14 protein-coding genes are annotated in these 13,152 nt (G+C 72.2%); 5 read left to right on the plus strand and 9 right to left on the minus strand.

Features of this window, described 5'->3' with window-relative positions:
• Positions 1 to 188 precede the first annotated feature (188 nt).
• Positions 189 to 659: a MaoC family dehydratase gene (locus JAN01S_RS15185; protein WP_068319490.1), complete on the plus strand. Its 471-nt coding sequence runs from the start codon at positions 189 to 191 to the stop codon at positions 657 to 659.
• Positions 660 to 725: 66 nt separating this feature from the next.
• Here the strand turns inward: JAN01S_RS15185 and JAN01S_RS15190 are convergent, their stop codons facing one another.
• From JAN01S_RS15190 to JAN01S_RS15200, 3 genes are read right to left on the minus strand one after another with little or no spacing between them, the layout of a single operon-like run.
• Complete coding sequence (locus JAN01S_RS15190) at positions 726 to 1,232, minus strand: thioesterase family protein (RefSeq protein WP_068319492.1); 507 nt, start codon at positions 1,230 to 1,232, stop codon at positions 726 to 728.
• A complete protein-coding gene (locus tag JAN01S_RS15195) occupies positions 1,229 to 2,182 on the minus strand; it encodes an NADPH:quinone oxidoreductase family protein (RefSeq protein WP_068319494.1) in 954 nt (317 codons plus the stop codon). Before JAN01S_RS15195 ends, JAN01S_RS15190 begins: the two co-directional genes overlap by 4 nt.
• 29 nt (positions 2,183 to 2,211) lie before the next feature.
• The gene (locus JAN01S_RS15200) at positions 2,212 to 3,213 is read right to left on the minus strand and encodes an NADP-dependent oxidoreductase (RefSeq protein WP_068319496.1); all 1,002 of its coding nucleotides are present in this window, start codon (positions 3,211 to 3,213) and stop codon (positions 2,212 to 2,214) included.
• Positions 3,214 to 3,347: 134 nt separating this feature from the next.
• On the opposite strand from JAN01S_RS15200, the gene JAN01S_RS15205 reads away from it, so the two are divergent.
• Entirely contained in the window at positions 3,348 to 4,133 is a 786-nt protein-coding gene (locus JAN01S_RS15205; RefSeq protein WP_068319498.1) for an SDR family oxidoreductase, read from the plus strand.
• A gap of 69 nt (positions 4,134 to 4,202) precedes the next feature.
• On the opposite strand, the gene JAN01S_RS15210 is transcribed toward JAN01S_RS15205, so the two are convergent.
• The 4 genes from JAN01S_RS15210 to JAN01S_RS15225 are packed head-to-tail and all read right to left on the minus strand — an operon-like array spanning position 4,203 to position 7,877.
• The gene (locus JAN01S_RS15210) at positions 4,203 to 4,904 is read right to left on the minus strand and encodes a TetR/AcrR family transcriptional regulator (protein WP_244884860.1); all 702 of its coding nucleotides are present in this window, start codon (positions 4,902 to 4,904) and stop codon (positions 4,203 to 4,205) included.
• Between the two features lie 10 nt (positions 4,905 to 4,914).
• Positions 4,915 to 5,931: a phosphotransferase family protein gene (locus tag JAN01S_RS15215; RefSeq protein ID WP_218000060.1), complete on the minus strand. Its 1,017-nt coding sequence runs from the start codon at positions 5,929 to 5,931 to the stop codon at positions 4,915 to 4,917.
• Positions 5,928 to 7,154, minus strand: a complete 1,227-nt coding sequence (locus tag JAN01S_RS15220) for an acyl-CoA dehydrogenase family protein (RefSeq protein WP_068319500.1) — start codon at positions 7,152 to 7,154, stop codon at positions 5,928 to 5,930. The genes JAN01S_RS15215 and JAN01S_RS15220 overlap by 4 nt, the downstream gene beginning before the upstream one ends.
• A gap of 36 nt (positions 7,155 to 7,190) precedes the next feature.
• Positions 7,191 to 7,877: an HAD family hydrolase gene (locus JAN01S_RS15225; protein WP_068319502.1), complete on the minus strand. Its 687-nt coding sequence runs from the start codon at positions 7,875 to 7,877 to the stop codon at positions 7,191 to 7,193.
• Positions 7,878 to 8,029: 152 nt separating this feature from the next.
• On the opposite strand from JAN01S_RS15225, the gene JAN01S_RS15230 reads away from it, so the two are divergent.
• The 3 genes from JAN01S_RS15230 (at position 8,030) to JAN01S_RS15240 (ending at position 10,784) form a co-directional block, all read left to right on the plus strand.
• Positions 8,030 to 9,322, plus strand: a complete 1,293-nt coding sequence (locus JAN01S_RS15230) for an MFS transporter (RefSeq protein ID WP_218000061.1) — start codon at positions 8,030 to 8,032, stop codon at positions 9,320 to 9,322.
• Entirely contained in the window at positions 9,319 to 10,122 is an 804-nt protein-coding gene (locus JAN01S_RS15235; RefSeq protein WP_068319506.1) for an enoyl-CoA hydratase-related protein, read from the plus strand. Before JAN01S_RS15230 ends, JAN01S_RS15235 begins: the two co-directional genes overlap by 4 nt.
• 71 nt (positions 10,123 to 10,193) lie before the next feature.
• The gene (locus JAN01S_RS15240; protein WP_068319512.1) at positions 10,194 to 10,784 is read left to right on the plus strand and encodes an alpha/beta hydrolase; all 591 of its coding nucleotides are present in this window, start codon (positions 10,194 to 10,196) and stop codon (positions 10,782 to 10,784) included.
• Between the two features lie 15 nt (positions 10,785 to 10,799).
• Here the strand turns inward: JAN01S_RS15240 and JAN01S_RS15245 are convergent, their stop codons facing one another.
• Positions 10,800 to 11,762, minus strand: a complete 963-nt coding sequence (locus tag JAN01S_RS15245) for a phosphotriesterase family protein (protein WP_068319513.1) — start codon at positions 11,760 to 11,762, stop codon at positions 10,800 to 10,802.
• A 66-nt stretch (positions 11,763 to 11,828) separates the two neighbouring features.
• A complete protein-coding gene (locus tag JAN01S_RS15250) occupies positions 11,829 to 13,145 on the minus strand; it encodes an MFS transporter (RefSeq protein WP_068319515.1) in 1,317 nt (438 codons plus the stop codon).
• Positions 13,146 to 13,152: the final 7 nt, after the last annotated feature.

Below are 13,152 nucleotides of genomic sequence, written 5' to 3' on the forward strand. Positions count from 1 at the left end.
CGAGCCGGCGGGCGACGCCCGCGCCGATGCCCCGGGCCGCGCCGGTGACGACGGCGACGCGCTGCTGGTGGTCAGTGGTCATGTGAGAACTCCTGTGGTCTCGACTCCGATTGCCGCGAACATACTTGAACCCGGCTTCAAGTTCAACTAGGTTTCGGGTCAACCCCACGTGATCGAAGGAGCTCACCATGACCCAGACCGCGCAGCACCGTCCGACCTCCATCGAGGACCTCAAGGCCCTCGTCGGCGTCGAGCTCGGACCGACCGAGTGGCACGTCGTCGACCAGTCCCGCATCGACGGTTTCGCCGACCTGACCGGCGACCACCAGTGGATCCACGTCGACCCTGCCCGGGCCGCGGACTCCCCCTTCGGCTCGACGATCGCGCACGGTCTCTACAGCCTCTCGCGCACGCCCGCCTTCCTCGAGGAGCTCATGGCCTTCGACGGCTTCGCGCACAGCCTCAACTACGGCTACGACAAGGTGCGCTTCATCCACCCCCTGCCGGTGGACTCGCGCATCCGGCTGCGCGCGACGCTGACCTCGGTCGAGGAGACCGCCCCCGGTGCGGTCAAGGTCGTCACGACGCTCACCGTCGAGGCCGACGGGATCGACAAGCCGATCCTCGTCGCGGAGTCCATCGGCCGCTTCAGCTCCTGACCGCCCGCACGACGAAGGAGCCGCACCCATCCGGGTGCGGCTCCTTCGTCGTCGTGGCGCGGCCCGTCAGCGGCGCACGCCCACGGCGCCCGACAACGGCACCTGCCAGGACAGGGCCCGGTGCGCGGCGACCCGCTCGTCGATCCGCTGCGCGAGGTCAGCCGGGAAGGGGGTCGCCCGCCGGGCCACGAGGTCGACGTGGCCCTCAAGCACCTCGAGGGTGTTGGCGATGCGACCGGTCGTGTGGCTGACGACGATCGAGATGCCGTGGAAGACCTTGTCCCCCCGGTCGAGCCACCGCACGTGCGCGGAGAGCTCCTCGCCGATGTGCACCTCGTGGAGGAAGCGCAGGTGCTGCTCCATGCTGAAGACACCGAGCCGGCGCGAGGTCCGGTAGTCCTCGTCGACACCGATCAACCGCAGCGACTCCTCGGCGGCGGACAGGTGGAGCCCGTAGAAGTGCGAGACGTTGACGTGGCCGTTGCCGTCCTCCCACTCCGGGCCGGCGACGACGGTGCAGGACGCGGGGATCTGGACGACCTCCTCGACCGTGGGGAGCGTGGCGGTGGTCATGGCACGAGCACGACCTTGCCGGTCACCGTGCGCCCCTCGAGCGAGGTCAGGGCCTGCGCCGCGTCCTCCAGGCGGTGGGTGGCACCGACGACGGGCCGCAGGGCGCCGCTGCGCAGGTGCGGCAGCATCGCCTCCCACTCGGTGCCGACGTGTCCCTCGCGCGACATGGCATAGGCGCCCCACCCGACTCCGACGACGGAGATGTTGTTGAGGAGCAGGCGGTTGACCTTGACCTCCGGGATGGACCCGGCGGTGAAACCGATGACGAGCAGTCGGCCGTGCTCGCGCAGGCTGCGCAGCGAGTCGGTGAAGCGGTCACCGCCCACCGGGTCGACGACGATGTCGACGCTCGCCTTGCCGACCGCCTCGAGGAAGCCGTCGGCCATGACGACCTCGTCGGCGCCGGCCGCCCGGGCGATCTCCCCCTTCGCCTCGGTCGAGACCACGCCGATGACCTTGCCCGCGCCGAAGGCCTTGGCCAGCTGGATCGCCGCGGTGCCGATGCCTCCGGCGGCGCCGTGGACGAGGACGGTCTCCCCCTCGGTCAGGTGGCCGCGCTCGATGAGCGCGAAGTAGACCGTGGCGTAGTTGAACGTGAAGGAGGCCCCCTCCTCGAAGGAGACCTCGTCCGGCAGGACGAAGGTCAGGTCGGGGCGGGCCAGCGCCCGCTCGGCGAAGCCGCCGAGGAGCGTCAGGGCCGCCACCCGGTCACCGACGGACAGTCCGCTGCCCTCCGGGGCGGCGGTGACGACGCCGGCGACCTCGGCACCCGGGACGAAGGGGAGGTCGGGCTTGAGCTGGTAGAGACCGCGGGTCTGCAGCAGCTCGGGGAAGGCGACGCCGGCCGCCTTGACCTCGATCGTCACGAGGGAGTCGTTCGCCGGGTCGGGCAGGTCGACGACCTCGACCGCCTCGGGGCCGTCGAGGGAGGAGATGTGGATCGCACGCATGGAGGAGGACCTTTCGTCGTCGGCGGGGCTCAGACCCGCAGGAGCAGCTTGCCGGTGTTGACCCCGTCGAAGAGGCCGAGCAGGGCATCGGGGAAGGCGGGGACGCCGCCCTCGAGGACGGTCTCGGTCGCCGTCATCCGGCCGTCGGCGATGAGCCGCGAGATCGCCGCGACGCCCTCCGGGTACCGGTCGGCGTAGTCGAAGACGACGAAGCCCTGCATCGTCGCGCGGAAGACGAGCAGCGACATGTAGCGGCGCGGCCCCTCGGCGAGGGTCTCGTCGTTGTACGTCGAGATCGCGCCGCAGATGACGACGCGGGCGCCCCGGGCGAGGTTGGCCAGGGCGGCGTCGAGCAGCTCGCCGCCGACGTTGTCGAAGTAGACGTCGATGCCGTCCGGGGCGGCCTTGCGCACCTGGCGCAGCAGGTCGCCGTCGCGGCGGTCGATGACCTCGTCGAGGCCGAGCTCGCGCAGCCAGGCCACCTTGTCCGGGCCACCGGCGACGCCGATGACGCGGCAGCCCTTGGCCTTGGCCAGCTGGGCGACGGTGCTGCCGACGGCGCCCGCGGCGGCGGAGACGAGGACGGTGTCGCCCGGCTGGACCCGGCCGACGTCCTCGAGACCGAAGTAGGCAGTCATGCCGGGCATGCCGAGCGCTCCCAGCCAGGTCTCCATCGGGGCGACGTCGAGGTCGAGGTGGGCGACCCCCTTCGTGTCCGACAGGGCGTACTCGCACACGCCGAAGTTGCCGCTCACGACGTCACCGACGGCGAAGTCGGGATGCGCGGAGGCGACGACCTCGCCGGCGCCGAGCGCACGCATGACCTCTCCCACGCCGACCGGGGGGATGTAGGAGCGCACGTCGTTGAGCCAGCCGCGCATCGCCGGGTCGAGCGAGATGAGCCCGACACGCACGACGATCTGGCCCTCGGCGGGCTCGGGCACCTCGCTCGTGGTCAGCTCCCACGTGCTCGCGTCGGGGCGGCCCGCGGGACGGGCGGCCAGGCGGATCTCCTGCGAGGTCCGGGTCATGGTGGCTCCTGGGGTTGGACGACGGTGTGGTCGTCACCCTCCCACAACGTGAATCGTGATTCAACTACTATTGAACTGAGATTCAAGTCCGGCTACGGTCGACGCAACCCCACCACTCGAGCGAAGGACCGCCCATGGACATCCCCGCCCTCTTCTCCCTCGACGCCCGCGTCGCCCTCGTCACCGGCGGATCACGCGGCATCGGCCGGATGATCACCGAGGGGCTGCTCAGCCAGGGCGCGACGGTCTACATCACCGCGCGCAAGGAGGAGGCCTGCCGCGCGACGGCGGACGAGCTGTCGCAGCAGTACGGCGAAGGGCGCTGCGTCGCCCTCCCCGGCGACGTCTCGACGACGGCCGGCATCGCCGCGCTGCTCGCCGCCTTCGGCGAGCACGAGAGCCACCTCGACATCCTCGTCAACAACGCCGGCGCCGCCTGGGGCGAGCCCTTCGACGACTTCCCCGAGAGCGGCTGGGACAAGGTCATGGACCTCAACGTCAAGGCCCCGTTCTTCCTCACCCAGGCCGCCAAGGGGCTGCTGCTCGCCGGCCGCGAACGCGGCGGCCACCTGGCCAAGGTCATCAACATCGCCTCGATCGACGGCCTCTCGCTCAACCCGCTCGAGACGTACTCGTACCACGCGAGCAAGGCAGGCATCGTCCACCTCACCAAGCGGATGGCCGTGCGCCTCGCCCCCGAGGGGATCGTCGTCAGCGCGATCGCCCCGGGCGCCTTCGCCTCGAACATGAACAAGGAGGCGCGCGACCACGGGGACGCGATCTCCGGGCAGATCCCCTCCGGCCGCATCGGCCGCGACGAGGACATGGCCGCCGCCGCGGTCTACCTCGCCTCCGACGCCGGCGACTACGTCGTCGGCAGCACCCTGACCGTCGACGGCGGGGTCAACATCGCCCGCTGACCGGCGGGCAGACGACGAGGACCCGCATCCCCGAGGGGGTGCGGGTCCTCGCGTGCGAAGGGGGTCGGCTCAGTCGGCGCGCAGGTCCGGGCGGGTCAGGCCGAGGGCATTGGTCCACAACCGCGTGAGTGTCTCGACGAGGGTGTCGACCTGCGCCTCGGTCAACGGCTCACCCGACGGTTTGGTCATCGCAAAGCTCTCGTAGGCCAGGCGGGAGACCATGCCGGAGAGGGCTTCCGCCGCCAGCTCTGCGTCGACGCCCCGGTCGGCCAGCCCGCGTTGCTGCAGGTCGGCGATCGCTCGCGCGTTGCGGGTGACGAAGGCGCGGGCGCGCTTGTGGCGCATCTCCCGGAAGCGTGGGTCGACGGCAGCGACCTGGGTGAGCAGGAGGTTGAGCCGGGCATTGCGGCGGTAGGCGTCGACGTAGGCCCGGTTGCTCGCCGCGATGATCGCGACCGGGTCGTCCGAGGCCTGGATGCGCGAGGTCCCGGGGTGCAGCATGTCGTTCTGCGCCTCGTGGAGGACGGCGGCGAAGACCTCGTCCTTGCTGTCGAACCACGTGTAGAAGCTGCCGATCGAGCACTTGGCCTCGGCGGCGATGTCGACCAGGCGGGAGTCGACGAAGCCGTCGCGCTCGAAGACCGTGCGGGCCGCGGCGATCAGGGCGTCCCGGGTGCGTTTGCCCCGGGCCGTCTGCGGCTGGGTCCCCAGTCGTGCGGCATCGACGAGGTCGGGGACCTCGCTGGTCGCGGTCTCGCTGTCGCTCGGCATGGCGGACATGCTAATCCGCTGCGTCCAGCACGGCGTGCGCCGCGTCGACGAGCTGGTCGACGGCCTCGGCGGGCAGCTCCCCCATCGCCGTGAGGTTGCGGGGGTCGTCGAGCTGGCGGCGGCGCACCCCCTCGAGGATGATCGCGAGCTTCCACAACCCCAGCCCGTGCCAGAACGGCAGGGCGGAGACGTCGCGGCCGCTGGCCGCGACGTAGTGCTCGACGAGCTCCTCGCGGGAGGCGAAGCCCTCGACCGTGGACGCGTCGAATCGCATCGTCGGCGGGTCACCGGGCCGGGGCCAGTAGGCCAGGAGGGTGCCGAGGTCGGCGAGCGGGTCACCGAGGGTCGACAGCTCCCAGTCGAGGATCGCCCGGACCCGGGCGTCGTCGGGGTCGACGATGACATTGCGCAGGTGGCTGTCGCCGTGGACGAGGGTCACCTCGCCGGGCTCGGGCTCGCGCCCGTGCAGCCGCACGGTGAGCCGGTCGAGCTCGGCGACCTCGCGGGTGCGGGAGAGCTCCCACTGCCCCGACCACCGGCGCAGCTGGCGCGCCGCGTAGGGCTTGTGGCTGGCGAGGCCGGTGAGCCCGACCGCCTCGAGGTCGACGGCGTGGATGCGCGCGAGCGTGTCGGCGAGCGAGAGACCCACCGCGTGGCGGGCCACCGGGGACAGTCCCTCGGCATCCGCCCGCTCGTCGAGGACGAGCCCCTCGACGAAGGAGACGGCGAGCACCGGCCGGTCGGCGACCGCCGGGTCCTCGCACAGCCCGTGCACGACGGGCAGCGGGACATCGCTGCCCTGGAGCGCCGCGAGGATCCGGTGCTCACGGGCGACGTCGTGCGCCGAGGCGAGCAGCTGACCCATCGGGGGACGCCGCAGGACGATCCGCACCCCCCGCGCGTCCGTGACCAGGTACGTGAGGTTGGACTGCCCGAGGCCCACCCGCTCGTAGGCCAGTGGTGGCTCGACGTCGACCCGCTCGGCGAGCCAGGCCGTCATCGCGGTGGTGTCGATGCCCTCGATCACGATGCCTGCTTGCCCCACTGGGGGCTGCGACGGCGGTACTCGCGCCGCGCGATCGTCATCTTGTGCACCTCGTCGGGACCGTCGGCCAGGCGCAGGGTGCGCATGTGGGCATACCACTGGGCCAGGGGGAAGTCGTCGCTCACGCCGCCACCGCCGTGGACCTGGATGGCCCGGTCGATGACCTTGAGCGCGACCGCCGGGGCGGCCACCTTGATCGCGGCGATCTCGGTGCGGGCGACCTTGTTGCCCACGGTGTCCATCATGTGCGCTGCCTTGAGGGTCAGCAGGCGGGCCATCTCGATCTCGATCCGCGACTCGGCGACCCAGTCCATGATGTTGGCCCGGTTGGCGACCGGCTCGCCGAAGGTCACCCGCGACTGCGCCCGGTCGATCATCAGGTCGAGGGCCCGCTCGGCGACGCCGATGGCGCGCATGCAGTGGTGGATCCGGCCCGGGCCCAGGCGGGCCTGGCTGATCATGAAGCCGTCGCCCTCCTCCGCCAGCAGCGCGGTGACGGGCACGCGCACGTCGGTGAAGGTCACCTCGGCGTGGCCCTCGCGGTCCATGTAGCCGAAGACGGGCAGCCCGCGCTCGATCTTCACGCCGGGGGTGTCGATCGGGACGACCATCATCGACTGCTGCCGGTGGGTCGGGGCGTCCGGGTCGGTCTTGCCCATGACGATGAGGACCTTGCAGTTGCGGTGCAGGGCGTTGGAGGTCCACCACTTGCGGCCGTTGATGACGTACTCGTCGCCGTCGCGCACCATGCTCGTCTCGACATTGGTCGCGTCGGAGCTGGCGACGGCCGGCTCGGTCATGGCGAAGGCCGAGGCCATCTCACCGGCGAGCAGCGGCTTGAGGTACTTCTCCTTGTGCTCGTCGGTGCCGAAGAGGGTGAGCACCTCCATGTTGCCGGTGTCCGGGGCATTGCAGTTGATCGCCTCGGGGGCGATCTCGATGCTGCGACCGGTGATCTCGGCCAGGTGCGCGTACTCGAGGTTGGTCAGCCCGGGGCCCCACTCGGGGTGCGGGTGGAAGAGGTTCCACAGGCCCTGGCTGCGTGCCTCGGCCTTGAGGTCCTCGAGGACCTGGGGGTGGTGGTTGGCGTCACCGGAGGCACGCATCTGCTCGCGGTAGACGCTCTCCGCGGGGTAGACGTGCTCGTCCATGAAGGTGAGCAGGCGGTCGCAGTAGTCCTGTCCGCGGTCACTGAGTTCGAACATCGTGGTCGTCCTTGGGCTCGGTGGGGTGGGGGCCGGTCAACTCGTGGCTGCCGGAGAGGGAAGGGAGAGCGCCTCGCGGATGCGGGGCACGGACTCGTCGGCGGTGCGGTGCAGGATGCCGTGGATGCCCAGTCGGGCGGCCCCGACGAGGTTGTGCTCGAGGTCGTCGACGAGCACGCAGTCGCCGGGGGCGACCCCGAGCCGCTCGCACGCGATGCGGTAGATCTCGCGCGAGGGCTTGCGCACGCCCACCTGCGCGGAGATCACCGCGACGTCGAAGAGCTCGTCGAGGTCGACGCGGGCGTAGCAGTCGCGCCCGAGCGAGTTGGAGACGAGCGCGACCGGGACCCCGGCGGCGCGGGCCTCGCGCACGAGGTCGATCATCGGCTCGTCGAGGTCCATGTGGGTGGCCAGGTCGGCGAGCATCCCGCGCGCCCGCACCCGACCGCCCGCCTCGGTGAGCGCGGCGGCGAAGGCGTCCTCGAAGCCGTCGTCGTCGAGCCGCCCGGTCTCGTGCTCGGCCAGCGCGGTCCGGGCACCCTCGTGGGTCGCGAGGATGCGCAGGGCGGCGTCGGGGTCGAGCCCGGCAGCTGCCGCCAGCGCGCCGAAGGCTCGCGAGATCGGCGCCGTGAGCACTCCCCCGAAGTCGATGAGCAACGCCGTGGCGCGCATGGCGGCCGGGCTGGCGTCGACCACGCTCGGGTCGGATGACGTCGTCGTCATGGCGGCTCCTCTGGTCTGATGGGGCTGACGACAGGTATACTTGAACTTAGATTCAGATTCAAGTCTGTTTCCCCTCCACTCGGGAGCCCACCATCTCCAGCGCCACCCTGCCACCGACGCCGCACCGCGGGGCCCTCGCGACCGCCATCGCCGTGCTCTTCGGTGTGACGGGCCTGGGCAGCGCCGCGGTCGCCGTGGCCCTGCCCGACATCGCGGACGACCTGACCCTCACCACGGGTCGGGCCGCGCTCGTCGTCTCCTGCTACTCCCTCGCCCTCGCCGTCGGCAGTGCGGTCTTCGGTCGCCTCGGCGACCTCGTCGGCATCCGTCTGCCCCTGCTCATCGGCATGTCGGTCATGGTGACCGCGGCCTGCGCCGGAGCGCTCGTCGACTCCCTGCCCGCCCTCGTCGCGACGCGCACCCTCCAGGGACTCGGCGCCTCGGCCGTGCCCGCGCTCACCCTCGCCGCGGTGCAGGCGCTCTTCGCCGGCGACAGCCGCGCCCGCGCGATGGCCACCTACTCCGGCGTCGGCGCGACGATCAACACCCTGGGCCCGGTCGCCGGCGCCCTGCTCGTCGACCCCTTCGGCTGGCGTCCCGTCGTCGCCATCCCGCTGATGACGCTGGCGGTCATCCCCTTCGTCTGGCGCGACCTGCCCACCGAGCGCCAGTCGGGCGCCACGCTCGACCCCGCCGGCGCGCTCCTCGTCGGCGCAGCCGCCATCGGCGCGGTCCTGTCGCTGCAGGCGGCGACGCTCGGGCCGGCCACGGCGCTGGTCGGTCTCGTCGTGCTCGTCGTCGCGGCCCCGACCGCCGTCCTGCGCTCCCGCGGCCGACCGGACGGCGTGGTGCCGGCCGCACTGGTGCGCGACCCGGCGGCCCGGCGCAGCCTGCTGACGGCGGCCAGCCTGCCGTCGGCGTGGTTCGGCATGCTCGTCGCGATCCCCACCGTCCTCACCGCGCAGGGCTGGACGGGCACGCAGGTCGGGCTGCTGCTGCTGCCATGCGCCGCGCTCGGCATCATCGCCCCGCGGATCACCGGCCCGGCGCTCATCACCTTCGGCGCGGCCCGCAGCCAGCTCCTCGCGACGACCGGCACCGCCAGCGCCATCGTGCTGGCCGCGCTCGGTGCGGCACTCGTCGAGCCCCTCGTGCTCATCGCCGCCACCCTGATGCTCATGCTCTCCTTCGGTCTCGGCCAGCCGGCGATGACGGCGCTCGTCGCCGACTCCGTGCCCGTGCGCACGCGCGGTGGCGCGCTCGGCCTGCTCACCCTCGTCTTCCTCCTCGGCGGCAGCCTCGGCGCCGCCGCCGTCGGCGGGCTCGGCGACGTCCTCGGCTTCCCCCGCGCGCTGCTCGTGCTCGTGCTGCTCCCCCTGCTGGCCGCGGTCGGGTTCGCCCGGCCCCTCCCTTCGCCCCACCCCCGACCCCAGGAGATCCCGTGACGACCGACCACGTCCTCTACGACCTCACCGACGGCATCGCCACCATCACGCTCAACCGGCCCGACCGGCGCAATGCGATGTCCGTGCCCATGATCGAGGGCCTCGGCGAGCTGCTCGCCGGAGCCGACGCCGACCCCGCCGTGCGGGTCCTCGTGCTCACCGGCGCCGGGCGCGCCTTCTGCGCCGGCGGTGACGTGCAGCAGTTCGACGCGGACGGGGGCGAAGGGGGCGGCGCCACCGAGGTCGACCCGGCCGGGGTCGCCGAGCAGCTGCGTCACCAGGAGCTGACCGTCGGCCGCCTCCACGCCTTCTCCAAGCCGACGGTCGCGGCCCTGCCGGGTGCGGCGGCCGGCGCAGGCCTCGGCCTGGCGCTCGCCGCGGACCTGCGCATCGGCACGCCGCGCACCGTGGTCGCCACGGCCTTCGCCGGCGTCGCCCTGTCCGGCGACTTCGGTGTGGCTTGGCTCCTCGAGCGACTCGTCGGCCCGGCGCGCGCCCGCGAGCTGATGCTGCTCAACCCGCGCCTCGACGGGCAGGCCTGCCACGACCTGGGGCTGCTCAACCGGATGGTGCCCGAGGAGGAGCTCGAGCAGGCCACCCGTGATCTGGCCAGGCAGCTCGCCGACGGGCCCGCCCTCGCGCTGTCGCACATCAAGCGCAACCTGCGCGAGGCGCCCCGCCACACGCTGTCCGAGTCGATGGCCGCGGAGGTGCCCCGGCACAAGGAGTGCGGCCTGACGGGCGACCACGTCGAGGCGGCCCGGGCCTTCGTCGAGAAGCGGCGGCCGGTCTTCCGCTGACGGGCGTCGGGGCACCGTCGACGGCCGGTGCTCGACCGACGGCTGTCGGTGCCCAGCCCTAGGTTGGTGTCATGGCCCAGGTACTGCTCTTCCCGTCCGTCCTCGGTGTCCGTCAGGGCATCACCGATCTCGCAGACGCCCTGACCGGCGCCGGCCACAGCGTGACGACCGTCGACCACCTCGAGGGCGTCACCTTCGACGACTACGAGCCGGCGGGCGCCCGCTCGCAGGAGCTCGGCTTCCCCGCCCAGATGGCCTTCGCCCGGGAGGCGAGCGCCGAGGTCACCGGACCCTTCGTCGCCGTGGGGTTCTCCAACGGCGCCGGCATGGCGCAGTGGATCGCTGCGCAGCGGCCCGACGACGCCCGTGGTGTCGTCATGGTCGGGGGCGGTCTGCCGATGCGCTTCCTCGAGGCGACCTGGCCGCCCGGCGTGCCCGGGCAGGTCCACGTGACGAGCGAGGACCCCTTCCACGCGGAGGACAAGGAGTTCGACCCCGAGCTCGAGGACGACGTCGAGCGGGCCGGGGGCGAGTACACCTTCGTCGAGTACCAGGGCGGCGGGCACCTCTTCAACGACCCGACCCTGCCGGCGGAGTACCAGCCCGACGAGGCACGCATCCTCACCCGGCGCATCCTCGAGTTCGTCGCGGCGGTCGGCTGAGGACGGAGGCGCCGGCTACCCCTCGAAGTACCGCCGCGGGTTGACCACGAGCATCGTGTCGATGTCGTCCTGGCTCGCGCCGCCCTCGAGCAGTGCGGGGATGACGTCCTCGCTGATGTGGCGGTAGTTCCACCGCGGCACCACCTGGCGCTTGGCCTCGGCGTCGAACCAGTCGATGAAGCACGAGGCGTCGTGCGCGAGCACCATCCGCTCGGCGTACCCGCGCCGCAGCAGCTCCAGCACGGTCGCGACCCGGTCCTCGAAGGGCAGCAACACGTCGAGACCGAAGCGGTCCATGCCGAGGTAGGACCCGGCGTCGGCGAGCGCGCACAGGTGGTCGACGTCGGTGCTGTCGCCGCTGTGGCCGATGACCACCCGGGACAGGTCGGCACCCTCCTCGGCGAGCACCCGCTGGGCCACCAGCCCGGACTGCGTGTGCGGGTTGGTGTGCACCGTGATCGGGGCACCGCTCTGGGCGCTGGCGGCCCCGACCGCCCGCATGACCCGCTCGACACCCGGGGTCAGGCCCTGCTCCTCGATGGCGCACTTGAGGAACCCGGCGCGCACGCCCGTGTCGGCGATGCCCTCGGTGAGGTCCTTGAGGAAGAGCTCGGTGAGCGGCTCGGGCACGTCGAAGAGCAGCCCGGGGCCGGTGTAGTGGAACTGGAAGGGGATCTCGTTGTACGTGTACAGCCCCGTGGCCGCGACGATGTTGACGTCGACCTGCTCGGCGACGCGCTGCACGCGCGGCAGGTAGCGCCCCAGGCCGAGCACCGTGGGGTCGAGGATCGTGTCGATGCCCAGCCCCGGCAGCTGCCCGAGCTCGGCGACCGCCTCGGCCACCTTGGCGTCCTCGTCCCAGTCGTCCGCGTAGTTCTGGCGGTACTCCTCGCCGAGCACGAAGATGTGCTCGTGGGCCAGCACGCGCCCCAGGTCGGCGGAGTCGACACTCCCTGTCACGGTCGGTACGGCCACCACGGCGCACTCTCCTTCGAGTCGGGTCCCGTCAGCCTAGAGCGACTTGAACCCGGATTCAAGAGAGGATCAGGCGAGCTCCCGCCCGCGCGTCTCCGGCAGGAGGAAGGCGGCCGCGGCCGCCAGGACGAAGGCTGCGGTGAAGAGCGAGAAGACGACGACGTCACCGTCGTCACCGCCGCGCTCGAGGAGGAAGGGCACGGTGAGCGGCGCGGCGATCGACGCGAGGCGGCCGAAGCCGGCCGCGGCCCCGGCGCCCGCGCCGCGCACCCGGGTCGGGTAGATCTCGGGCGTGATCGCGTAGAGGGCGCCCCACGCGCCGAGGTTGCAGAAGGAGAGCGCGCTGCCCGCGACGATGATCGAGGTCGCCGAGTCCGACTGTCCGAAGAACCACGCCGCGACCGCCGACCCGACGAGGAAGAGGGCGAGCGTGCCGCGACGCCCCCACAACTCGACGAGCAGCGCCGCGAGCGCGTACCCGGGCAGCTGCGCGAGCGTGATGACGAGGGTGTACCCGAAGGAGGTCGTCACGTCGTGGCCGCGCGCCACGAGCAGGCTCGGGATCCACAGGAAGGCCCCGTAGTAGGAGAAGTTGACGCCGAACCACACGAGCCAGATGCCCAGGGTGCGCCGTCTCAGGCCCGCCGACCACAGGCCGGGTGGCTCGGTGGGGTCGGCCTCGGCGGGACCCAGCTCCGTCGTGGCGAAGGGGGCGGACTCCCCCTTCGTCGTCGTGCCGGGTGCGACCCCGGCGGACTCCTCGAAGCCGCGCACCACCTCCTCGGCCTCCGCGTGCCGACCGCGGCTCTCGAGCCAGGCCGCCGACTCCGGCAGGCCGTAGCGCACGACGACCGCGTAGACGGCCGGGACGAGACCGAGCGCCAGGCCCCACCGCCAGCCGTCGTCGCCGCGCGGCACGACGTAGAAGCCGATGACCGCGGCGAGGATCCAGCCCACCGCCCAGAAGGACTCGAGCAGCACGACGAGCCGGCCACGGATGCGCGTCGGCGACAGCTCGCTGACGAGCGTCGAGGCGACCGGCAGCTCGGCCCCGAGACCGAGTCCGACGAGGAAGCGCAGCACGAGGAAGACCGCCAGGCCGCCGACGAGCGCCGAGGCCCCCGTCGCGAGCCCGTAGACGACGAGCGTCGCGGCGAAGACCGCGCGCCGGCCGAACCGGTCGGCCAGCCGCCCACCCAGCGTGGCGCCGATCGCCATGCCGATGAACCCGACCGTGACGATCCACGAGCGCTCGCTCGTCGACAGCTGCCACTGCTCGGCCAGGACGACGATGACGAAGGAGATCAGCCCGACGTCCATCGCATCGAGCGCCCACCCGGTGCCCGACCCGACGAGCAGGCGGGTGTGACGGCGGGTGTAGGGCAGTCGGCCG

The sequence above is a fragment of the Janibacter anophelis NBRC 107843 genome (assembly GCF_001570945.1).
Lineage (GTDB): Bacteria > Actinomycetota > Actinomycetes > Actinomycetales > Dermatophilaceae > Janibacter > Janibacter anophelis.

Excerpts from the sequence above, each read along its gene's own strand:
- JAN01S_RS15240 (WP_068319512.1), top strand. The coding sequence starts at position 10,194 with ATGGCCCAGGTACTGCTCTTCCCGTCCGTCCTCGGTGTCCGTCAGGGC.
- JAN01S_RS15190 (WP_068319492.1), bottom strand. The coding sequence starts at position 1,232 with ATGACCACCGCCACGCTCCCCACGGTCGAGGAGGTCGTCCAGATCCCC.
- JAN01S_RS15185 (WP_068319490.1), top strand. The coding sequence starts at position 189 with ATGACCCAGACCGCGCAGCACCGTCCGACCTCCATCGAGGACCTCAAG.
- JAN01S_RS15220 (WP_068319500.1), bottom strand. The coding sequence starts at position 7,154 with ATGTTCGAACTCAGTGACCGCGGACAGGACTACTGCGACCGCCTGCTC.
- JAN01S_RS15195 (WP_068319494.1), bottom strand. The coding sequence starts at position 2,182 with ATGCGTGCGATCCACATCTCCTCCCTCGACGGCCCCGAGGCGGTCGAG.
- JAN01S_RS15205 (WP_068319498.1), top strand. The coding sequence starts at position 3,348 with ATGGACATCCCCGCCCTCTTCTCCCTCGACGCCCGCGTCGCCCTCGTC.
- JAN01S_RS15225 (WP_068319502.1), bottom strand. The coding sequence starts at position 7,877 with ATGACGACGACGTCATCCGACCCGAGCGTGGTCGACGCCAGCCCGGCC.
- JAN01S_RS15210 (WP_244884860.1), bottom strand. The coding sequence starts at position 4,904 with ATGCCGAGCGACAGCGAGACCGCGACCAGCGAGGTCCCCGACCTCGTC.
- JAN01S_RS15200 (WP_068319496.1), bottom strand. The coding sequence starts at position 3,213 with ATGACCCGGACCTCGCAGGAGATCCGCCTGGCCGCCCGTCCCGCGGGC.